The organism is Aequorivita sp. CIP111184 (genome assembly GCF_900489465.1).
In the GTDB taxonomy this organism is placed as follows: domain Bacteria; phylum Bacteroidota; class Bacteroidia; order Flavobacteriales; family Flavobacteriaceae; genus Aequorivita.
The window spans coordinates 92355-114317 of the sequence record NZ_UEFQ01000028.1; the positions used below are offsets into that span (position 1 = coordinate 92355).

The 21963-nt window shown below is 36.9% G+C and carries 18 protein-coding genes; 4 read left to right on the forward strand and 14 right to left on the reverse strand.

Annotation, left to right across the window (positions count from 1 at the left end):
• Window positions 1-13 precede the first annotated feature (13 nt).
• From pheT to AEQU1_RS13335, 7 genes are all read right to left on the reverse strand, one after another.
• Window positions 14-2440, reverse strand: a complete 2427-nt coding sequence (gene pheT, locus AEQU1_RS13305; RefSeq protein ID WP_111881877.1) for a phenylalanine--tRNA ligase subunit beta — start codon at window positions 2438-2440, stop codon at window positions 14-16.
• A gap of 103 nt (window positions 2441-2543) precedes the next feature.
• The gene (locus AEQU1_RS13310) at window positions 2544-3716 is read right to left on the reverse strand and encodes an MFS transporter (RefSeq protein WP_111881878.1); all 1173 of its coding nucleotides are present in this window, start codon (window positions 3714-3716) and stop codon (window positions 2544-2546) included.
• 36 nt (window positions 3717-3752) lie between these two features.
• On the reverse strand, window positions 3753-6197 hold the full coding sequence (locus AEQU1_RS13315; protein WP_111881880.1) for a T9SS type A sorting domain-containing protein: 2445 nt from the start codon (window positions 6195-6197) through the stop codon (window positions 3753-3755).
• Between the two features lie 60 nt (window positions 6198-6257).
• Window positions 6258-7490 carry a M48 family metallopeptidase gene (locus AEQU1_RS13320; protein WP_111881881.1) on the reverse strand — a complete coding sequence of 411 codons (1233 nt, stop codon included), beginning with the start codon at window positions 7488-7490 and terminating at the stop codon, window positions 6258-6260.
• 54 nt (window positions 7491-7544) lie between these two features.
• The gene (locus AEQU1_RS13325; RefSeq protein WP_111881883.1) at window positions 7545-8348 is read right to left on the reverse strand and encodes an RNA methyltransferase; all 804 of its coding nucleotides are present in this window, start codon (window positions 8346-8348) and stop codon (window positions 7545-7547) included.
• A 14-nt stretch (window positions 8349-8362) separates the two neighbouring features.
• Window positions 8363-9004, reverse strand: coding sequence for a hypothetical protein (locus AEQU1_RS13330; protein WP_146743755.1), 642 nt, complete (start codon window positions 9002-9004; stop codon window positions 8363-8365).
• Window positions 8994-9701: a carboxypeptidase-like regulatory domain-containing protein gene (locus AEQU1_RS13335; RefSeq protein ID WP_146743756.1), complete on the reverse strand. Its 708-nt coding sequence runs from the start codon at window positions 9699-9701 to the stop codon at window positions 8994-8996. The genes AEQU1_RS13330 and AEQU1_RS13335 overlap by 11 nt, the downstream gene beginning before the upstream one ends.
• A 125-nt stretch (window positions 9702-9826) precedes the next feature.
• Between AEQU1_RS13335 and AEQU1_RS13340 the strand changes: the two genes are divergently transcribed.
• Complete coding sequence (locus tag AEQU1_RS13340; protein ID WP_181566777.1) at window positions 9827-12832, forward strand: T9SS type A sorting domain-containing protein; 3006 nt, start codon at window positions 9827-9829, stop codon at window positions 12830-12832.
• Between the two features lie 108 nt (window positions 12833-12940).
• Window positions 12941-13780: a DUF6503 family protein gene (locus AEQU1_RS13345; RefSeq protein ID WP_111881889.1), complete on the forward strand. Its 840-nt coding sequence runs from the start codon at window positions 12941-12943 to the stop codon at window positions 13778-13780.
• A 157-nt stretch (window positions 13781-13937) separates the two neighbouring features.
• Here AEQU1_RS13345 and AEQU1_RS13350 read toward each other — a convergent pair whose 3' ends face one another.
• The gene (locus AEQU1_RS13350) at window positions 13938-15008 is read right to left on the reverse strand and encodes a DUF3810 domain-containing protein (RefSeq protein ID WP_111881891.1); all 1071 of its coding nucleotides are present in this window, start codon (window positions 15006-15008) and stop codon (window positions 13938-13940) included.
• 86 nt (window positions 15009-15094) lie between these two features.
• Here AEQU1_RS13350 and AEQU1_RS13355 point away from each other — a divergent pair, with 86 nt between their 5' ends.
• Window positions 15095-16546: an aminoacyl-histidine dipeptidase gene (locus AEQU1_RS13355; protein WP_111881893.1), complete on the forward strand. Its 1452-nt coding sequence runs from the start codon at window positions 15095-15097 to the stop codon at window positions 16544-16546.
• 165 nt (window positions 16547-16711) lie between these two features.
• Here the strand turns inward: AEQU1_RS13355 and AEQU1_RS13360 are convergent, their stop codons facing one another.
• Genes AEQU1_RS13360 through AEQU1_RS13370 form a run of 3 tightly spaced genes read right to left on the reverse strand, consistent with a single transcriptional unit; the run spans window position 16712 to window position 19392 of the window.
• Complete coding sequence (locus tag AEQU1_RS13360; RefSeq protein WP_111881894.1) at window positions 16712-17818, reverse strand: peptidylprolyl isomerase; 1107 nt, start codon at window positions 17816-17818, stop codon at window positions 16712-16714.
• 7 nt (window positions 17819-17825) lie between these two features.
• Entirely contained in the window at window positions 17826-18392 is a 567-nt protein-coding gene (gene gldI, locus AEQU1_RS13365) for a gliding motility-associated peptidyl-prolyl isomerase GldI (protein WP_258455302.1), read from the reverse strand.
• The gene (locus AEQU1_RS13370) at window positions 18370-19392 is read right to left on the reverse strand and encodes a bifunctional oligoribonuclease/PAP phosphatase NrnA (protein ID WP_111881897.1); all 1023 of its coding nucleotides are present in this window, start codon (window positions 19390-19392) and stop codon (window positions 18370-18372) included. The genes gldI and AEQU1_RS13370 overlap by 23 nt, the downstream gene beginning before the upstream one ends.
• Before the next feature lie 148 nt (window positions 19393-19540).
• Here AEQU1_RS13370 and AEQU1_RS13375 point away from each other — a divergent pair, with 148 nt between their 5' ends.
• Window positions 19541-19960, forward strand: coding sequence for a nucleoside-diphosphate kinase (locus AEQU1_RS13375; protein ID WP_111881899.1), 420 nt, complete (start codon window positions 19541-19543; stop codon window positions 19958-19960).
• Between the two features lie 75 nt (window positions 19961-20035).
• Here the strand turns inward: AEQU1_RS13375 and AEQU1_RS13380 are convergent, their stop codons facing one another.
• The 3 genes from AEQU1_RS13380 to recF form a co-directional block, all read right to left on the reverse strand.
• Entirely contained in the window at window positions 20036-20332 is a 297-nt protein-coding gene (locus AEQU1_RS13380) for a DUF721 domain-containing protein (protein WP_111881900.1), read from the reverse strand.
• 77 nt (window positions 20333-20409) lie between these two features.
• Window positions 20410-20832, reverse strand: a complete 423-nt coding sequence (locus AEQU1_RS13385; RefSeq protein WP_111881902.1) for a lipocalin family protein — start codon at window positions 20830-20832, stop codon at window positions 20410-20412.
• The gene (gene recF, locus AEQU1_RS13390) at window positions 20829-21908 is read right to left on the reverse strand and encodes a DNA replication/repair protein RecF (RefSeq protein WP_111881904.1); all 1080 of its coding nucleotides are present in this window, start codon (window positions 21906-21908) and stop codon (window positions 20829-20831) included. Before recF ends, AEQU1_RS13385 begins: the two co-directional genes overlap by 4 nt.
• Between the last annotated feature and the right edge of the window lie 55 nt (window positions 21909-21963).

Below are 21963 nucleotides of genomic sequence, written 5' to 3' on the forward strand. Positions count from 1 at the left end.
ACAATTTGTTTTTTTATCGAAGCACCGCTCCAAAATCTGTTTCAAACCTTTGTTGCAGTTTGTTCATTATTTTGTCAATCTGTTTATCGGTAAGTGTCTTTTCTTCATCTTGAATGGTAAAACTTAGCGCGTAGCTTTTTTTACCCTCGGGAAGGTTTTTTCCTTTGTAAACATCAAAAAGAGTAACATCTTTCAGAAATTTTTTCTCTGTATTAAATGCGGCAACCCGCAAATCTCCAAACCGAATTGAATTGTCAAGCAACAAAGCAAAATCGCGTTGTGCTGCCTGGAATTTGGAAATGGGCTTTAATTTAAAATTTTTAAGTGGAATTTGTTTTAACACCACATCCCAATTAAAATCTGCGTAAAATATTTCAGCTTCAACGTCTAATTCATTGGTGATTTTTTTCTTTACAATTCCAAACTCAACTATAATTTCTTTATTTCTTTTGAAGGCGATTGCTTCAGAAAAAATATCGTTTTCGGTACTTTCTTCGGTATAGGCGTCAAGCCCTAAGCGTTCCATAATAGATGTAACTGTTCCTTTTCCGAAGAAAAAATTACTTTTTGTATCTGGAACTGCCCAATTTCCTTCAGTTTTTAATCCTGTTATAAAAAGGGAAAGATGTTTGGTCTCTGTTTTTCCACCGGGAAAGTTATGATAGGTTTTTCCGAATTCAAACAATTTTAAATCGCTGTTTTTGCGATTGCTGTTGTATTCAACTGCTTCCAAGCCAGAAAATAACATGGATTGGCGTAGTACGGAAAGATCATTGCTTAAAGGATTAAGAATATTTACGTTGTAATTTTCTTTGATTGTTTCGCTCAACTCAATATATTTTGGGTTGGTAAGCGAGTTATTCAACATTTCATGAAAACCAAGTCCGGTTAATTGCTGTGCAATTTTATTTTGAACATCATAGTCTTCACCGGGCAAAACCGTAGAAATTGAAGCATTGAGTTTTTGATTGAATTTTATGTTGTTGTAACCATAAACTCTTAATATTTCCTCAATAACATCTACATCTCGCGTAACATCATTTCGATATGCAGGGATAGTCATCCCGATACCGGTTTCAGTTACGTTATTTACCTTCATTTCCAGAGAAGTAAGAATTTCTTTAATAGTTTCCTTTGGAATTTCTTCGCCAATTAGTTTGTTTGCCTTTTCGAAATTTAGGAACACTTGGTGATCTTCTATTTTCTTTGGGTAAATATCAATAAGATCGCTAGTTATTTGTCCTCCGGCTACTTGAAGTATCAAAATAGAGGCATAGCGGAGTGCGTAATCTGCGATGTTTGGATCAATACCTCTTTCAAAACGAAAAGATGCATCTGTACTTAAACCATGACGTTTTGCAGTTTTGCGTATGTTCACGGGATTAAAATAAGCACTTTCTAAAAAAATATTTGTAGTGTCTTCAGTGACCCCACTATTAATTCCACCAAAAACACCTGCAATACACATAGGTTTTTCAGCATCGCAAATCATAAGATCTTCTGCGTGCAATTCGCGTTCAACACCATCTAGGGTTGTGAATTTTGTTCCCGCAGGAAGGGTCTTTACATTAACTGTATTTCCAGAAATTTTTGCAGCATCAAACGCATGCAAGGGTTGCCCAAACTCGTGAAGCACAAAATTGGTAACATCCACAATATTATTTATTGGCGAAAGTCCAATGGACCTCAATCTATTTTGAAGCCACGCAGGAGAATCGCCAACTTTTAAATTACTTATAGTGATTCCACAATAGCGAGGTGCAAGAGTGCTGTCTTTTACCTTGACATCAATTTTTAAGGTTCGATTATCTATCCTGAAACTGCTAGTTGATGGAGTGTTCAGTTTTGCAGCAATACCTTTGTGGAGTAAACCGGCTTTTAAATCGCGCGCAACGCCCCAATGGCTCATTGCATCTGCACGGTTTGGGGTTAACCCTATTTCGAAAACTTTATCGTTTTCAATTTCTAAAACTTTGGCTAAAGGGGTTCCCGGTTTTAATTTGGCATCCAGAACCATAATTCCATCATGCGATTTTCCGATACCTAATTCGTCTTCGGCGCAGATCATCCCCTCGCTTACTTCGCCGCGTATTTTACCTTTGTTTATTTCCCAAGGATTTCCTTCAGCATCATAAAGGGTGGTGCCAATAGTGGCTACGGGAACTTTTTGACCTACGGCAACGTTTGGCGCGCCGCAGACTATTTGTATTGTGTCGCCCGTGCCTACATCAACTTTGGTTACTTTCAGTCGGTCTGCGTTGGTGTGCTGTACACATTCTAAAACGTGACCTACAACAACGCCCTCCAAGCCTCCTTTTACGGAAGAAAAATCTTCTATTCCTTCTACCTCAAGACCAAGATCGGTTAATAATTCGCCAGTTTTTTCGGCGTCCCAAGGAAGGTTTATGAATTGTTTTAGCCAGTTGTATGAAATTGTCATAGGTGTAAATTCTTAACAGAGGGCAAAGATACTATTTCCTTTAAAGTTGAAAGTTATAAGTTGGAAGTTTTAGTCCCAAGTTCAAAGCTAAAACTTTAAAGTTTCAATTTTTTTGGGTGAAATCTAATTTTAGAAAATATACTATCACCCCAATAGTTGCAATTGCAGTAACCAAAAAAGTAACGTTTGCCCCTAAATAAAACCATATTAGCCCAGCCATAACGCTAGCAATCATTGCCACGATACTTTGAAATGCGGAATATGTACCTACCGCAGTGGCTGTGTTTTCATCTTTAGAAATATTTGTTATCCAAGCTTTGGATATGCCTTCTGTAGCGGCGGCGTATATTCCATAACCGAAGAAAAGAGCGATAATTAAATATAGGTTTGTAGTTAAACCCATTCCGAAGTAAACCAAACTGAAAATAACCAATCCAAAAACGAACATTTTTTTCAAACCAATTTTATCTGCAAAATTTCCTAATGGGAAAGCCGTAAGCGCGTAGATTAAATTATAAAAAATATAAATACCAATTACCCAAGTATCCTCTAGCCCTGCATCTTTCGCTTTTAAAAGAAGAAAAACATCGCTGCTGTTGAAGAGTGCAAAGAACAATAGTCCGAGAACTACTTTTCGGTATTCCGAGGGACTTTTTTTCCAATAGTTGATAAAGGAAAAGAAAGAGATATTTTTCTTTTCAGAAATGGTTTCAACCTTTTTGTCTTTCAAAAGAAAGGAAGCAATTACAGCCAATACGCCAGGAATAAAAGCGATAAAGAAAAGGTTTATATAATCTTCGGGATAAAAATATAAATAGAGCAGGGCGAGAGCTGGACCGAGGACGGCGCCAAAGGTATCCATGGAGCGATGAAAGCCGAAAACCTTTCCTTTGTTTGCTTTATTTGTTTCTCCGGAAAGCATGGCATCTCGCGCGCCGGTGCGAATACCTTTACCGAGACGGTCTACGGTTCTTGCGAAGAAAATCCACAGTGGGTATACAAAAAATGCCATCATAGGTTTTGAAAGGGCACTGAGGGAATAACCTAGTTGGACAAAGGGGGCGCGTTTTGCTTTACTGTCGCTTAACTGCCCAAAATAACCTTTACTCAATCCCGCAACAGCTTCTACCAAACCTTCCAAAACGCCAATTAAAAGAATGGAAAATCCAATACTTTTTAAATAGATTGGCATAATTGGATAAAGCATTTCGCTGGCCATGTCTGTAAACAGACTGACGAGGGAGAGAATCCAAACGGTTCGGGTGATGGTTTTCAAGATTTTTATGGAATTTACCTTGAAAGGTACTTCAATTTATTTTTTTATAACCTTTTTTGTTTCGCTCAGTCCATTTTCGTCTTTGATTTTTACGAAATAGATACCTTTACTTAAAGCTGAAATGTCAACTCGGCTGTTTTCTTCGGAAGTGAAAAGCAGTTGACCAAGGTTGTTATAAACAGTTATTTCAGTAATTGGCACTTCAGATTTAATGTTTAAAAAACCGTTTGTTGGGTTTGGGTAGATGCTGAAAAGGTTTGTTGTGTTTTCTTCTACGTCTAAGATAAATAGGTTTTCGAACCATACTATTTCATCTAAAAAATATGATGATGTAAGTATGTCTATGTCGTTGTCTCCATCATAGTCATCTACAAAAATGGTTATTGGGTTTTTGAAGTTTGATATTATAATATTTTCATTGCTGAAATTGCCTTCGCCATCGTTTTCAAACCAAAGTACTCTCCCTTCAATATAAGCAGTACATACTATGTCTTCATCACCATCATTGTCCAAATCTGCGGAATAAATGGTCCAAGCGCCGTCTACAGAGGAAGATATTATGTTGGCATCTCCAAAAGAGCCATTTCCATCTAGGTTTTCATACCACATAACTTCATCAGTAAAATAATCTAATGTTAAAACATCTAAATCACCATCATTGTCCAAATCTGCTGCGTACACAGAATCCGGAGAAAGTAAAGTGTCAATAATATTGGCTGAACCAAAATTTCCCTGTCCGTCAAGGTTTTCAAACCAAACAATATTACCATCGCCCCAATAACAAAGAATTAGATCTTTATCACCATCGTTATCAACATCTTTTGCTACCATTGAATCGCTAAGCCAATATTGATCTGATATTATTTTGATAGGTCCAAAAGTTCCAAGTCCGTCTGTGTTTTCTTGCCAATATGTGTTGTTTGCTTCTGAGGAAAGAACATCTAAGTCTCCATCGTTGTCAATATCTGCTGCGTATATTGTTTCTGAAGTTTCAATATTATTTATTATTTGTTCGGATCCAAAATTGCCTTGGCCATCTAAGTTTTTATACCATGTGAGTTTTTCTTTTGATGCTGCAATTACGTCAATATATCCATCTCCGTCCACATCACCGGCATATGCGGCAGGGGGAGTATTTACATATGCAATTGTTTTTAATTCTGAAAATGTTCCTAACCCATTTAAATTTTCTTGCCAAGCAATTCTGTTGCCCCTGCGTAATGTTGCAAGAATGTCTTTGTCTCCATCGTTGTCTATATCTATAGAAGATAGGTTATAAACACCACTGGCGCCATTTATACCTGCAAGTTCTTGGGTATAATCAAAATTATCTTGACCATTATTTTTTTTGTACCAGGCAACCCTGTCTGATGTGCCAGCTGCCATTATTAAATCTTGATTATCATCATTATCAATATCTACTAAAACAACTTTTGTAACATCGCTTGTTTGGTTATCAATAATTTGTTTTGGACCAAAAGTGCCAGAACCATTGTTCTTAAACCAAAATAGTCCGCCATTTTTCGATCCTACTACCAAATCCATGTCATTATCATTATCTACATCAGTTGCATAAAGTGATTCTGGCCAAGAAAGGTCTACGGTCATTAAAGTTTGTGAAAGTATTGGAAAATTACCCAGACCATTGGTATTTTGGAACCATACAATTTTATGCCCTCCGCTTTCTCTGGAAGCTACCACAATATCCAGATCACCATCATTATCAACATCCATTAATATAGTGTCACCTGCATCAAAGACTTGTGAACTAAGTTCAGGTTGTTGGTAAAAATTTCCCAAACCATTATTATTTTTAAACCAAGCCACACTGCTTTCATTATAATAATCAGATCCCGATAAAATGTCTAAATATCCATCACCATTGATGTCCCCAGTGCTAATATCCATAGGGCTTATAAAAGCTGTGGAAAGAACTTGTTGAGGTCCAAAAGCACCAAGACCATTTGTGTTTTTATACCAAGCAATTTTATTATCTGATAATGATGTGGAGAGTACGTCCATATCTCCATCATTATCTAAATCTGCTGCAGAGATGTGTTGGGGCCTATTGGTTTCATTGGAAATTATCTGTTCAGGGCCAAAACTTCCATGACCATTTAAATTTTTATACCAAACAATTTTATCTGCATCGCTTCCTGTGGCTAGCACGTCTATATTTCCATCGCCATCTATGTCTGTGGCAAAGACTGAACTAGCAAGTAGTATATTTTCTGAAATAATCTGCTGTGGTCCAAATGTGCCAAGTCCGTCAGTGTTTTCATACCAAGCAATTTTATTGTCATTTGCAGAAGCAGAAAGCATATCTATATCACCATCGCCATCAATATCGGCGGCAAACACGGAACGTGGATTGTTCGTGCCACCAGTGTCATCTACAGTGATATGTGCTTCAAAATCTACTTGGGCATAAATTGAAAAAGATAAAAGTATGGTAAAAAGAAAAAGTAATTTTGTCTTCATTTGAAATATTTAGTAGCGCACAAAGTACTTTTTTCCTATAATATATTCAAATGATAAAAATCATTTCTTCAAATTTCTGAAACGCTGCAACAGCGTGGGGTGCGAATAATGTGCAAAAACATAAAGCGGATGCGGGGTAAGATTGCTGAGACTATTTTTTGAAAGTTTTTTTAAACCCGAAATCAGCGGCGGCGCAGCGTAAGTTTGTTTTGCAAAATTATCTGCTTGGTATTCAAATTTTCTACTTAAATAATTCATCAGTAAACTGGTGATTCCAGAAATTGGACTGTAAAGCACGCCGAAAGCGATCAGCCCAATATGAAAGGAAGGTTGCGAAACATTTAGCGTTTGGGAAAGTAGTGGATTTCCTATAAATAATGATAGCAGCCAAAGGGTGAAACCTGTTGTAATAATTGCCATAAAGAGGTTTATAATAATATGGTTTCGTTTATAATGACCAACTTCATGGGCGAGGACGGCTACAATTTCTTCTTCGTCTAAATCTTTAATAAGAGTGTCATAAAGCGTAACGCGCTTTTCGCTGCCGAAGCCTGAGAAATAAGCATTTGCCTTGGTACTACGCTTGCTGCCGTCTATAACAAAAATTTTATCGAGGGTAAAACCAACTTCTGAGGCGTAGGTTTCTATTTGGGAACGCAGGGTGCCTTTTTTTAAAGGAGTTTGTTTATTGAAAAGAGGTACTATGAAACGTGCATAAAAAAGATTCATTAATACCGTAAATACTGTTATGATTCCCCAAGCATAGAGCCAAAAGTTTTTGCCAGTGCTTTGATAAAACCAGATGATGGCGCCCAAAAGAAGTCCACCAATAATGGCACCCATAAGCCAACCTTTTAATTTGTCAAAGAAAAAAGTTTTTCGCGTAGTTTTGTTAAAACCGTATTTTTCTTCAATTACAAAGGTGCTGTAATAGCTGAACGGCGTACTGAGAAAATCACTCGCTATCATAATAATTCCGAAGAAAACTAAGGCGATAATTATTTCATTATTTGATACGGAACGCGCCAAACTATCTACATAAGCAAAGCCATCCAAAAAGAAGAATAGGATGGTAACGATGAGTGAAATTGCTGAGGTAAGTATACTGAATTTGTAACGCTCTTTTTTATAACGTTGCGATTTTTTATAATCTTCTTCCTCAAAAACATCTTGTAACTCTAAGGGAAGCGGATCGCTAAAGTGTTTTGCGTTGAGGGAATCCAAGACTTGGTCAAGGATGAAACTGATGACCAAGATTGCAATGATTATATAAAAAAGAGTTTCTGGTTTCAAGTTTTTAATTTAATTTTTAAGTTATTACAGTGAAATGAAATTAGCGACTGAACACTAAAAACCGCGCTGACGCTTTGCTTCAAATATAATAATTCCTGCCGCCACGGAAACGTTCATACTGTCTATTTCGCCTTGCATTGGGATGATGATGTTTTGGGTGCTGTTTTGCAGCCATTCATCAGAAAGGCCCGTGGCTTCGGTGCCAACTACAATTGCGGTACTTTCTTTAAAATCGCAAGTGTGGTAAGACACGGAGGCTTGTAATGCGGCGCAGTAAATACTTATGTTGTTCTGCTTCAAAAATGAAATAATTTCTGAAGTGCTTCCCGTGGCAATAGTATTGGTAAACAAACAACCCACGCTGCTACGGATGATGTTTGGGTTGTATAGATCTGTTTTTGGATTTGCGATAATTACAGCATCAACGTTTGCGGCATCTGCGGTTCTGAGAAGCGCACCTATGTTTCCTGGTTTTTCTGGAGCTTCTGCAATTAGAATTAAAGGGTTTTTAGTTTGTGCTTTTAGGTTTAATATGTTTAAGTCTTTTGTGTATGTAATTGCCAAAACACCTTCAGTGGAACCTCGATAGGCGAGCTTTTCATAAATTTCTGAAGTGATTTCTATGAATTCTGTGTCACTATTGGCAGATTCTTTTAAGGCGAAAATTTCTTCTTCGGGAATTATTTCTGAACAGAAAAGTAACGTTTTCAAAAGATATCCACCTTTCAGTGCCAGTGAAATTTCGCGCAAGCCTTCAATGATGAAAAGTTGTGTTTTGCGGCGTTCGCGCGATTTCTCCTGTAATAAAACAATTTGCTTTATCAGCGGATTATGAAAACTTGTGATGTTTTTGTGCATCCTGCAAAGATAGGCTACAGATATTTATAAGCAGTACCCAAATTAATACGAAGTCCAAAACTTATGTTCAGATAGTTTACGCCTTTAAATGTATCTTCCAATTCACTGGGCACATCAATATTCATAAAATCGTGGCGAATTTCAGGCGCAACATACACCCCTAAATAGGTTGTAATGCGGTAACTTACTTCTGGGTTTAACCAAACTGCGGTGGCGGTGTCGCCAAAATTATCGAAAGGGCCGTCGTTCTCATAACTTGAAGCTCCAACGCCAATCCCAATGTTTATGTCAAATTTGTTAATGTGTTTTTCGAAGCCCACTATAGCACCAATAACAAAATTGGTTGTGTTGTAGTAATTGCCCAAAAGCTCAGGATTGGTAACTTCACCATTAAAAAAACTGAAATAAGGACCAATGTATATACCCTTATAGGTGTCCACTTTAAAAGACAAACGCGCGCCAAGCTTCAAATCCATTCCATTATTTACAAAATTATCACCAAACGCGATGGGGAAATAAGGGCCAATAGTTATGCTACCTACATTTTTACCTGGCCCGTTGCTTTCTTGTTCGGTTTCAGGATTTTTGTTCTCAGTTTCTTGCGCAAAAGTGGCTGCAGAGATTGCGAGTGCCGCAATAAGGATTCTAATATTCAAAAACATATGTATTTTCAAGATTTGTGAGTGGGATGGAAATGGTCTGTTCAGGCTCGTTGTTTAATATATATTTAAAAAGTACCGTTGTGCCCAATTGACTATTTAAATTAGTTTGAAAATTAGAAGAATTTATATCAAGCTGTTGGTAGTAATCATTATCAAAATAACAATCCTCAGAACCATTAAGGTTCAGGTCTATTTGGCAAATAGCACTGTCGTATTCCAGTTTATAAGCAACCGTATTGTTATCGCCAGGAATATTATGAAATAAAATATCTAAACGGGCAGCCTCGTTGAGTTGAATTTTACCAAGATTGTAAGTTACAGCTTCACGGTTTTGAGAATTGCTGAAATATTGTTTTGCAGAATAATTGGCGTTTTCAGTTAAATCAAAATCATAATCTCCCTCGTAATAATAGCTACTGGTTTTCATATTAACAATAATATTTAATCCATTATAGTCTTCAACATCTAAAGATGTAAATTGAAATTGTCCATTAGCATCACTTACTGTTTCGCCCAAAATTGTACCGTATGACTGGGTGCGTACTGAAATATTTTGTATTGGATTATTTGCGCTGTCTACAATATTTCCTTTAACTAAAATACGACGGTCGTCCATAATTTGTGGATCGCAGGATTGAAATAAAAATACTATGGCGAAAAGTAGGAATAAGGATAAGTATTTTCTTTTCATAACAAGTTAATTTTAGCTAAACAAGATTAGTGAAAAAAGACAAAGTGGTCAAGTATAAAAAGATAAAGTTAAAATTTTCTTAACGTCTTGGAATGTTTTTATATATTGCGGGAAAAATAGTACGAATGAAAAAACTAATACTTCTTTTTATTTTCAGCATAAGTTCACTTTCTGTTTTTGCACAACAGATTCAGCTATTCAGGCAATTGAATGGTCGTTATGATTATACCGCAATTGGTAATACACTAAATGCACAGGAAAACAATTCACCTTCTTGTACCATACTTTCACAGAGTAGTGCAACATTAACTCTAAATCCTGGGCAAACTCTGGTTTCGGCGATGCTATATTGGTCTGGCTCTTCAGCTGGCGATTTTGAAATTAAACTTAATGGAACCGAAGTTAATGCTGAAAGAACCTTTTCAGTCGTGAACAACGGGTTGCCTTTATTCGCGGCTTATGCAGATGTTACTTCCATCGTGGAAACACAGGGAAATGGCACTTATACGTTTTCCGATATGGATATTATGGGCACTTTATCTGATTACTGTAATTTTGGCATTAATTACGGCGGTTGGTCCATCATTGTTGTGTTTGAAGATCCGTCACTTTTGTTAAACCAAGTTTCATTATTTGATGGTTTGGAATCCGTTTCCTCCGCAAATAACACACTTAATATAACGCTTACCAATATAGAAGCTGTAAGCGACCAATTATCGAGAATTGGTTTTTTGGCTTGGGAAGGCGATCAACAAATAGCTGTTGGTGAAAGTTTGTTTATCAATAATACGATGATAAGTAACCTGCCACTAAATCCGCCTAATAATGCATTTAACAGTACGAATAGTTATACAAATTCGAACCAATTGTATAATATGGATTTGGATTATTATGATTTGCAGGGTATTGTAAATCCCGGTGATACCCAAATAGATATTGAACTTACTTCGCAACAGGATTTAATAATGGTCAATAATATTATAACCGTTGTAAATTCTGAATTGCCTGATGGCACTATTGCCATAGATGGCGTTACTGTTTCTCCACTGCAGGACGAGCTGGAAGTTACTTATACCGTTAGCAATGTGAATAGTACCAATGTGCTGCCGGCAAACACTTCTATCACTTTTTACGCTGACAATGTATTAATTGCGGAAGATTTTACAAATCAGGATATCCCAATTGGAGGAACGCTTACCGATGGTTTAACGATATCACTTCCAGTGGGCACACCTTCCAATTTTGCACTACGAGCAGTTATTGACGGAAATGGAGTGATTCCTGAAACGAATGAAGGGAATAATGAATTTGAATTACAAATTTCTTTGTCTGTTATAGCAAACCCAGCACCTGATTTGGTTGAATGCGATATAAATAATGATGGAGGTGAAGAATTCGATCTTACGGTAAACGATCTAATTATTATTGGTTCTCAAAATCCTAATGAACTTCAACTTACATATCATAAAACCCAAGTTGATGCGGATAATGGAAATAATCCAATAGCAAATCCTTGGAACTATTTCGCTAGTGCTCCTTTCGAAAGAATTTTTGCGAGACTAGAAGATATGGGAACTGGTGATTATGATACTACTAATTTTGATTTAGTAATAAACCCCACACCCCCAGATTACGGCCCTTTTGAAATGATGTTGTGCGATGATGAGCTACAGGGTAGTACACCAACAGATGAAATAAGCACTTTCGACCTTACCGAAAATAATCAAGTGATTACAGGTGGCGATCCATCTTTAACTGTAGCGTGGTTTTTAAGCTCTGCCGATGAAGCCGCGGATTTACCAATTCCAAACCCCACAAGTTATCAGAATTTGGCAACTCCTCAAACCGTAATAGGTAGAGTTGAAAACACATTTGGTTGTAAGACACTTGTTACGCTTACATTAAGTGTTTTGCCAAATCCAAACCCCAATCAAAACCCAGACCCACTTGAACTTTGTGATGATGACAATGATGGTATAATTGGAGGATGGGATTTAACTTTGGCGGATATTAATATTATTAACGGCGAAACTGATGTTAATATTAAATACTATGAAACGCTTCAAAGCGCACAAAATGGAATACCAGGGACAGAGATTCTTGGACTGTACGCAAATACAGTTCCCTTCAATCAAACAGTATATGCAAGAGTAACCAAAAGTGTTCCTCCTGCAATACTTCCGTGTTATGCAATTGCGGAACTCGAACTTATCGTAAAAGAAATCCCCCCAATAACCCAACCCAACAACCTCTTTATAAACGAAAATGATGGTGATGGGTTTGCAATTTTTGACCTTACCGTGAATATTCCAGTGATGTTGGCGGGTTTAAATCCTTCAGATTATGTGGTTTCTTTTTACGAAACGGAGCTAGACGCTCAAAGCAATACAATTCCTATAACTCCTCCAACCACATACGAAAATGTTGTAAACCCACAGACAATTTATGTTCGTGTTGAAAATGTGAATTCAGGCTGTTATTTAGTAACTTCTTTTGAAATCGCCACCGATGAACTTGCCCCCGATGCAGACGGCGACGGAATAGCGAACGAGGATGAAGATTTAAACAACAACGGTAACTTAAATGATGACGACACTGATGGCGACGGCATCCCAAATTATTTGGACAGCGATGACGATGGCGATACAGTGCAAACCATTGACGAAACCACAGGAATAGGTGCTGGCGTTGTACCTTCCTACATTTATATAGACACAGACGGCGACACCATTGAAAACTATCTTGATAACGATGACGACGGCGACGGTACCCTAACAATAGATGAAGATTACAACAACAACGGAACCCCAATTGACGACGATACCAACTCCAACAGTATTCCAGACTTTCTGGATGATGAGGTGTTTCTAGCTGTGAATTCTTTCTTTTTTAATGATTTGGAGCTTTACCCGAATCCAACGTCAGAAAGTTTTACATTGCAATCAGCACAATTGGTTTCAGAAACAACTATTTCGCTTTATGACACCCAAGGAAAAAAGTTAATTTCTGAAAAAATGCTTCCGCAAAACGGAACGTTGACGATTAATGTTTCTTCTTTGGAAAACGGCGTTTATTTTGTGAAGATTTCTTCAGAAGGGAATTCTGTTGTAAAAAAGCTTTTGAAGAATTAAGCTTATGGCTTAAAGCATAATGCTTAGTTTGAAAATCACAAACCTTTCTAAAAAGCTTCCCAGACCCGGGAAGCTTTTTTATATTTAGTAGTTACTAAAACAACCATCATGAAAAAACCAATTCTATTATTAGCCGTATTATTGTCTTTATGGGCTTGTAAGAACGATACAAAGACAAATTCTGAAAACACAACAATAGAACCGAAAATTGAAGAACTTGAACTAGATTCCACCCAGACTTCTGCAACAAACGATGCTGAAAAACCCAAAGTGTATCCCGCACCACTTCAAGCTGTTTTTAATGCCCATGGCGGTTTGGACCACTGGAAACAAATGAACAATATTTGTTTTGAGATGAAAGGAAAAAACGGATATGAAACCCATACTGTTTCCTTGCCAGACCGAAGAACCAAAATAGAATCCAAAGATTGGTCCATAGGGTACGACGGAAAACAAGTGTGGCTTTTAAAAAATGATTTGGGCTACGAAGGCAACCCTGTTTTTTACCATAACTTGATGTTCTATTTTTATGCTATGCCTTTTATCATAGCAGATCCTGGAACAAATTATACTGCAGTGGAACCTACTAAACTTGATGGAAAAATGTATAACGGCTTTAAAATTTCTTATGATGATGGCGTGGGGGATTCTTCTAAAGATGAATACATTTTATATTTTGACCCAGAAACTAACAAAATGGCATGGTTGGCGTATACTGTTACTTTTAAAGACCAAACGAAGAGCGATGATTGGCACTATATAAAATACAACAAATGGCAAGATGTAAACGGACTTTTACTTCCTGAAAAATTAACTTGGTGGAATGTAGAAAATGGCAAGCCGCATGACGAAAAGATGGACATTAAATTTGATAAAATTTCTGCTACCGAAACAATACTTGACGCTTCGGTTTTTGCAAAACCTAGTGAAGCGCAGTATGTGAAATAGTATTGAGTATTTAGTATTGAGAAATGAGTAGTTAGATAAATTGTATACAATTATTCTAATTGGTATTTTCTACAAACTCACAAACTCACAAACTCACAAACTCACAAACTCACAAACTCACAAACTCACAGATTCACGAATTCACAGATTCACAAACTCACAGAGATTTATCCTCAAAATAATTAACAACCAAAGCCACCATATAATCATAACTCATTATACCGCGGCTTTGGTTGTTTGCTTTTAGGAAATTGTCCCAAAACATTTTCGAGAAAACCTCAAAAGGATTTTGGTAACTATCCCAAAAATCGCGCATTTCCTTATAGCTTATTAAAATACCAGGGTTTATAGTGGTTAAAAGTTGGTCGTATTTAGCTTGGTCTCGCCGCGCCACTTCATTTATTAAATAGCGCAATGTAAAAATGTAACCAACATATTGCATATAGGGGTCGTCATTATGCAAGGTTGAAAGGGTGGCGATAAAATTGGCTTCGTTTTCAGCAGCATAGCCTATTTGGTGAGCTTCTTCGTGGCAGGCAACTACAGGAAATTTATAGGTTTTCATCAAATTATTAACCTGTGCCTCCCCGGAAAATGGATTCAAATATCCACTATAGCCCATATAAGTAAGCCCAAGACTCCACCCACTTTTTTTAATACTCCGCGGTGAATATGCTAATTGCGGAAATTCTTTTTCAAGATTTTTATATCCATTTAATGTTTTTTTAAACATTTCCTTTTGTGTGTAAGGCAATTCAATTTTTACGCTATCTGCAAAGCCAAGTTCTTGGTGTAAATTGTTGCTTTTTTTAATAAAACGATTGGTAGTTTCCAATAACTGCTCGGTTGTGTACTCGTTCTGCAAACCTAAAGATTTGTGTAGCGGAAGTCGATAATAATTAAATCCCCAAAGCACGTGGAACATAAAGTAAACTACCGAAACGGCTGCTAGAATGTCTACAAAAAAGCTTATTTGTTCATTTTTTCGAAGCCTGTTAACATTTTTATACAACCACCGAATAGCAAAGATGGTAATGAGCAAATAGAACAAGTCTCCCACCGAAAACGGTACCCAGCCAAAAATATAGCGAGATATTTTAGAAATCCACGGATATATACCGAGGCTGTAATACTTTTCAACGAACTCTGGAAATTGCTTTAAAACCTGAAGTGCTATTATCTGCACAAATAAAAATAGGGTGAGAAATGCCGAGGTTCGTTTTTGCATAATCCAAACTTACGAAGTAAATCTTTCTCCACATAATTTTTATAGCCGTTCCAAAACCGTAATTTTGTTTATCTAAAATTTTAAAAATGAACGAAGAAATAAGAAACCTCGAACCCAAAGCACTTTGGAACAAATTTGCAGACCTGAACGCTGTGCCGCGTCCTTCAAAAAAAGAGGAACGTGTTATTGCATTTATGAAAGACTTCGGAAAGAATCTTGGTTTGGAAACTATGGAAGATGAAGTAGGCAATGTGATAATTCGCAAACCTGCCACAAAAGGAATGGAAGACCGCAAAGCTGTGGTTCTTCAAAGCCATTTGGATATGGTGCACCAAAAAAACAACGATACCGACTTCAATTTTGATACTCAAGGAATTGAAATGGTTGTGGATGGTGATTGGGTTCGCGCAAAAGGAACAACGCTAGGTGCCGATAACGGTTTGGGAGTTGCAACAATTATGGCAATCCTTGAAAATAACGAAATTGAGCATCCAGCAATTGAAGCACTTTTCACTATAGACGAAGAAACTGGAATGACAGGTGCCAAAGGACTGAAAGGTGGTTTGCTGAAAGGTGATATCCTTTTAAATCTAGATACCGAAGAAGATGATGAAATTGGCGTTGGCTGTGCTGGCGGTGTTGATGTTACCGCAACGGGAACATATTCAGAAGCTGAAGCTCCAAAGAATTCTACAAATTTTACCATTAAAGTAAAAGGCTTAAATGGCGGGCATAGTGGAATGGATATCATTAAAGGTTTGGGAAATGCCAATAAACTGATGAACCGTTTGCTTTTTGCTACGAAAAATTCTATGCAATTGGCAAAACTAGAAGGTGGCAGTCTTCGCAATGCAATTCCACGGGAAAGTGAAGCTAAGGTTGCAGTTTCTGCCGAAGAAAAATTTCTGTCGGAATTTAAAAAAATGAAAAATGATATCCTTTCCGAATATAAATCGTTGGAACCGAATCTTTCCATTACTGCGGAAAAAAATAGCGAAACTATTACGAAGGTAATGTCCCAAGAGAAACAGGGAATCTTTTTTAATGCAATAAATGCAGCGCATAATGGCGTTTACAGAATGAGCCCAGATATTGATGATTTAGTTGAAACTTCAAACAACATTGCAAAAGTTTCAGTTGAAAACGGAAATATAAAAGTTGAATGCTTAACCCGTAGCTCTGTGGAATCCTCAAAAGATGTTTTGGCAAATGCGTTGACTTCTGTTTTTGAACTTGCTGGTTATAAAGTGAAACTTGCAGGAGATTATCCTGGTTGGGCACCGAATATGGACAGCCCTATTTTGAAGGTTTTGGATAGTCTTTATCAAAAAATGAATGGTGAAAAAGCTGATGTAGCTGCTTGTCATGCAGGATTGGAATGTGGTATTTTAGGTCAAAACTATCCAGAAATGGATATGATTTCCTTTGGGCCAACTATTAAAGGAGCGCATTCCCCCGATGAACGTGCAAGCATTTCTTCCGCTCAAAAATACTGGGAGTTTGTACTGGAAATTTTGAAGAACATTCCGAAGAAATAGACTCTAGAATCACGACCGTTTTGATACAATAACCATAAACGATCGATCTGCTTAGCATTTTGGGATTTATGATTAAATAGAAATCAGTCGTGGTTTGTGAATCCAAAAAAAAAGAGGAGCCAGTTTAAAACTGGTTCCTCTTTTTATGTTTAAGATAAACTGAAATTATTGAACTATCTCAGTAATTTCAAGGTTAAATATCAATTCAGAATCTGGAGGTATAACTCCTGGAATTCCTCTCTTGCCATAGGCTAAATGTGCTGGAATAAATATGGTGGCTTTATCACCCACTTTCATATTTAATAGCCCTTCACGGAACCCTGGAATCAATTTTGCTTCAGTACTGTAATCTGTTGGAACTGGAGTGTATTGTTCAGCTGCTTTGCGCATTTCATCAACCATTTCAAACTTTTCTGCGTTTGCCAAAATATTTGAGTCAAACATGTGGCCATCTGCAAGATATCCTGCATAATTCATCATTATTTTGTCTCCTTCTTTTGGTTGCGGACCAGTTCCTTTTTCATTAAAATATATTTTAATTCCTGAAGGAAGTGAATCAGCTTTTGCTCTCAAAGCGTTCATTTCTTCTGCTTGTGAACTAGCTACTTTATTAATGCGTTCTTCTTTTTCTTTCTTTTCTTTTTCAAGCTTACCCATTTCTTCAGTGAAATAAGGAACTTTAACATCGCCTTTGTTTATGATGTTAACCTTTTCAATTATAATAGGTTGTTTCGGTTTGTCGCCTGGTTTTTCGGTTTCAAGGTTTCCAATAGAATCTATAACTTCTTGTCCGATTACTATTTCGCCAAAAACAGTGTGGCGTCCATCTAACCAAGGTGTTTCTTTTAGTGTAATGAAAAACTGACTGCCGTTAGTTCCTGGACCAGAATTGGCCATTGCTAAAAGTCCTTTTTTGTCAAAGCGAATGGTATCAGTAATCTCATCAGGAAATGCATAGCCTGGACTACCGGTACCATCTCCTTTTGGATCGCCACCTTGAATCATAAAATCTTTAATAACGCGGTGGAAGGTAAGTCCATCATAAAAGTGTTTTCCTTTGTAAAGAGAATCTACCATTCCGTTGGTGCCTTCGGCAAGTGCTACGAAGTTTGAAACCGTTAGCGGTGCAGACTCATTGTTCAGTTTGGCAACAAATGTTCCTTTGTTAGTAATAAATTCAGCATACACGCCGTCTTTTAAATCAGGATATTTTTCCTGGCAAGATGCTAGTGCAAGTGAAAGCAATAAAAATAAAAATGTTAGTTTTTTCATCGTTTAATTAATTTTCGTTTGATTGTTCAATTGAGTGTAAAGTTATAGTGCTCTGTACCGGAATATTGGTGCCGAGTTTTTCTTCGATCCCATAATAACCAAAAGCTTTATAGGAAGGAAAAAGGAAAGTTACTGTTTCGCCTTCCTTCATAAGTTTTATGCCTTCGCGAACGCCAGAGATAAGGTCTTGGTTGCTTTGGTCAATTTTATAATGTTGCAGCCCGTTTTCTTTTTCAGAAAGAATAACGCTGCCATTTAGATCTTTAATATTATAGGTAAATTTTACTACATCGCCCAAATCAGGCATTTCAGTGGTAGTTGTATCTCTTTTATTATAATAGTACCAAAACCCACTTTCAGAAGAAATATAATCATTCGTGGAGTCTTGGGCTATGATTTTTTCGATAAAAACTTTCTCTTCATCGTAGATTTTTTTGTTCCGCTCTGCAGATTCCTTTATAAAGCTTCCTGTGTGACTTTGCAGTGGGCGCCTGGCTTCGGGGCTTTTGCAAGAAACAATTAACACAGAAAAAAGTAAAATATAAACCAGCTTACGAAGCATGTGTGAGTTCATTTTTATAACGGGGCAAGATACTAATAAATTCGCTTATTGTTTTGTTAAGGGATTGCGAACTTTTTCCACCGGCAGCATTAATATGGCCTCCACCGCTGTAGTGGTTGCGTGCAAAATCGTTCACAGAAAAATCATCTTTGCTTCTGAAAGAAATTTTCACAATACTTTCCTGCTTGTTTTCAATAAAGATTGCAGCAAAAACAATTCCTTTTACAGAAAGCGCATAATTCACAAAGCCTTCTGTATCGCCTTTTTTGAAATTGTGGTCGTCCAATTCTTTTTGGGTCATGGTGATATATGCCGTGTGCAATTCGGGCAGAATTACTAAGTTATTTAAAGCTACACCTAAAAGCTTCATTCTTTCGGGACTGTTGGTGTCATAAATATTTTGGTTAATAACAGCACTTTCGGCTCCAGCTTCAATTAATTTTGCAGCAACTCTGTGAGTAGTTGGGCTTGTAGACGAGAAGCGGAACGAACCCGTATCAGTCATAATTCCCGTATAGAGATTAATGGCGATTTCTTTTGAAAGTTTTTCTGATTGACCCATCGCGTCCATAAAATGGAATACCATTTCGGAAGTAGAACTCATTTTCACATTACTATATGTTGCCACTGCATAATCTGCAGGCTGTTGGTGATGGTCTATCATTACGAACTTGGAAGTGCTTTCTTCCAGAACGCTTTGCATTTCACCAATTCTATCTAAACTATTAAAGTCTAGTGTAAAAATAATGTCTGCGTCTTTAATTTGTGCTGTACTTTTATTTGTTTCCCTTTCGTGAATAATTATATCATCAACTCCTGGCAGCCATTTTAAAAAATCCGGAAAATCATTGGGCATAATCACCGTAGTGCTGTGCCCCATACTTTCCAGAAAAAATGAAAGTCCTAAACACGAGCCAATCGCATCGCCGTCAGGGTTTTTATGGCCTACAATCACAATTTTTTGTGGTGAAGCGAATAATTCTTTAACAATTTGAGTAGTTTCTTTATTCATAAGGGGCGAAGATACAATAAATACAAATTATGAGCGAAACGGTTGAGTAAACTAATTTGTGTTGAAACTTTAAAAAAGCATTAAACATTCCGTAAATGCTTGCTTTTCATTTTCAAATAGTTATTTTTGCCGAAATTTTAAAAACACAATGAGAACAGACAGAACATTCACAATGTTAAAGCCAGATGCAGTTGAAAAAGGACACATCGGCGCCATTCTTGAAAAAATTAACGCTTCCGGTTTTAGAATCGTAGCGATGAAACTTACCCACATGACCACTCAGGATGCGCAAGCATTTTATGAGGTACACAGTGAGCGCCCATTTTATGGCGAATTGGTAGAATATATGACTCGCGGACCAATCGTTGCTGCAATTCTTGAAAAAGACAACGCAGTGGAAGATTTCCGTACTTTAATTGGTGCTACCAATCCAGCTGATGCAGCAGATGGTACCATTCGTAAATTATACGCAGCTTCTATCGGCGAAAACGCCGTTCACGGAAGTGATAGTGATGAAAACGCAGCTATTGAAGGTGCTTTTCATTTTGCCGGTCGCGAAATGTTTTAAACGGTTACAGAATATTTTATACAGAAAACGCCTTCCGAGTTGGGAGGCGTTTTTGGTTTTTGTGAATTGAAGTCTTTAGCGTAGAATCAATTTAGCAATCAAATCCTTCCCCAATTCCTCATTCAATAATTTGATGATTTTTTCCTTCCCATAACTCAGTTCCTCACGCAAAACAGATGATGAAAGCTGAACATATAAAGTATCGCGGTCTAATTTAACATCGGTTGTGTATTTTGATATGGCACTTCCCATAACTGAATCCCAAGCTTCTTTAGCGTTCACTTTATCTAAACCTTTTTCTAGTCGGTTTTTGCCAATAAACTCTTTCAGTGCTTCACCAATTGATATATTTTCTGCGTGTCTTTTTGCCATTTTAATTGTGAATTTGTTAATCTGTGAGTTTGTTTTTTATAAATATTTGTCACACTGAGCGCAGTTGAAGTGCTGCTTCATTCAAAAACTTCAAACTTTTTAAATTTTGAATAGGTGTAAATTTTATTGTCTCTGTTTTTCACTGTTAACGTGCTATCCTTCGCTTCAATCACCGTTTCTTTCCATTCATCAAAAGGAGTTTTATAGTACATGCGCAAACTGTCTTCCTCAATTTTTAAAGTGAAATCTTCAGAAACTCCGTTCGTTGTAAACGTACCGTCAAACTTTGGGGAGACTTTTGTTCTCGCGCCACTATCTCCGTTTATTTCGATGTGGTCAACTACCGTGTTAATATCAAATATTTTCTTTTCACCATCCGGCATTTTTACTGTTTTTATTTCCCAATAACCGCTTAGGTTTTGCTTTTGCAATTCTGGATCCGGTTTTTCGCAACTAGTTAATACGAGAAACAATGTCAATATATAGAATGAAATTTTCATAAAGGAAACATTTTATAAGTCTGATGCACTTTTTTTATCACTTCTTCCGTCCGTTCCGCGTGCGTATCACTAATAAATAATTGCCCAAAATTTTCATTATCGACCAATGAAATTAAATGCTCCACCCGCGTTTCGTCCAATTTATCAAAAATATCATCCAATAGCAAAATCGGATTCGTTTTTGAATGGTTTTTTATAAAATCAAACTGCGCCAACTTTAAAGCTATAAGATACGATTTCTGTTGTCCCTGTGAGCCAAATTTCTTGATTGGATGTCCGTCAATTTCAAAAACCAAATCGTCTTTATGTATACCGAAATTGGTGTATTGTGTAATTTTATCTTTAGTAATATTTTTCTGAAGTAATGTCAATAAATCATTTTCCTGCAATTGGCTTTCATAAACCAGATTAATGCTTTCATCACCACTACTGATGGATTTGTACCGATTTAAAAATATAGGAAGAAATTCTTCCAGAAATGAAGTCCGTTTGCCAAAAATGGATGTGCCAAAATTGTGAAGTTGTTCGTTATAAATATCAAGCGTGTCTTGGCTAAATGTATTATTTGCCGCAAAATACTTCAAAAGGGAATTGCGCTGCGCAAGCACTTTGTTATATTTAATGAGTGTATTCAAATAATCTGAATCGCGTTGCGAAATAACGCCGTCAACAAATTTTCGGCGCGTATCGCTTCCTTCAATAATTAAATCTCTATCTGCTGGCGAAATAATTACCAACGGTAAAAATCCAATGTGCTCGCTGAATTTATCGTATGCCTTTCCGTTTCGTTTTATAATTTTTTTCTGTCCCTTTTTTGCGCTTACTACAATTTTTTCGGGCGTTTCTTTTCTTTCATAAAAACCTTCAACCACAAAAAACTCGGCATCGTGTCTAATATTCTGTGTGGTGATTGGATTAAAGTAACTTTTTCCGAAGGAAAGATGGTAAATTGCGTCTAGCACATTGGTCTTTCCCACCCCGTTATTTCCCACAAAACAATTTATTTTTGGGTCAAATTCGAAGGTTTCAGCCTCAAAGTTTTTATAGTTGAGTAAGGATAGTTTTTGTAAAATCATAAAAAATGGACGTAAGACTTTTGGACTGAGGATATAATACGGAATATTGCAAAAT

What these genes read in the sequence shown, in the direction of transcription:
- AEQU1_RS13370 (WP_111881897.1), bottom strand. Translation starts at nt 19,392, where the DNA reads ATGAATAAAGAAACTACTCAAATTGTTAAAGAATTATTCGCTTCACCA.
- recF (WP_111881904.1), bottom strand. Translation starts at nt 21,908, where the DNA reads ATGATTTTACAAAAACTATCCTTACTCAACTATAAAAACTTTGAGGCT.
- AEQU1_RS13385 (WP_111881902.1), bottom strand. Translation starts at nt 20,832, where the DNA reads ATGAAAATTTCATTCTATATATTGACATTGTTTCTCGTATTAACTAGT.
- AEQU1_RS13315 (WP_111881880.1), bottom strand. Translation starts at nt 6,197, where the DNA reads ATGAAGACAAAATTACTTTTTCTTTTTACCATACTTTTATCTTTTTCA.
- gldI (WP_258455302.1), bottom strand. Translation starts at nt 18,392, where the DNA reads ATGAACTCACACATGCTTCGTAAGCTGGTTTATATTTTACTTTTTTCT.
- AEQU1_RS13360 (WP_111881894.1), bottom strand. Translation starts at nt 17,818, where the DNA reads ATGAAAAAACTAACATTTTTATTTTTATTGCTTTCACTTGCACTAGCA.
- AEQU1_RS13350 (WP_111881891.1), bottom strand. Translation starts at nt 15,008, where the DNA reads ATGCAAAAACGAACCTCGGCATTTCTCACCCTATTTTTATTTGTGCAG.
- AEQU1_RS13345 (WP_111881889.1), top strand. Translation starts at nt 12,941, where the DNA reads ATGAAAAAACCAATTCTATTATTAGCCGTATTATTGTCTTTATGGGCT.
- AEQU1_RS13375 (WP_111881899.1), top strand. Translation starts at nt 19,541, where the DNA reads ATGAGAACAGACAGAACATTCACAATGTTAAAGCCAGATGCAGTTGAA.
- AEQU1_RS13325 (WP_111881883.1), bottom strand. Translation starts at nt 8,348, where the DNA reads ATGCACAAAAACATCACAAGTTTTCATAATCCGCTGATAAAGCAAATT.
- pheT (WP_111881877.1), bottom strand. Translation starts at nt 2,440, where the DNA reads ATGACAATTTCATACAACTGGCTAAAACAATTCATAAACCTTCCTTGG.
- AEQU1_RS13335 (WP_146743756.1), bottom strand. Translation starts at nt 9,701, where the DNA reads ATGAAAAGAAAATACTTATCCTTATTCCTACTTTTCGCCATAGTATTT.
- AEQU1_RS13340 (WP_181566777.1), top strand. Translation starts at nt 9,827, where the DNA reads ATGAAAAAACTAATACTTCTTTTTATTTTCAGCATAAGTTCACTTTCT.
- AEQU1_RS13355 (WP_111881893.1), top strand. Translation starts at nt 15,095, where the DNA reads ATGAACGAAGAAATAAGAAACCTCGAACCCAAAGCACTTTGGAACAAA.
- AEQU1_RS13380 (WP_111881900.1), bottom strand. Translation starts at nt 20,332, where the DNA reads ATGGCAAAAAGACACGCAGAAAATATATCAATTGGTGAAGCACTGAAA.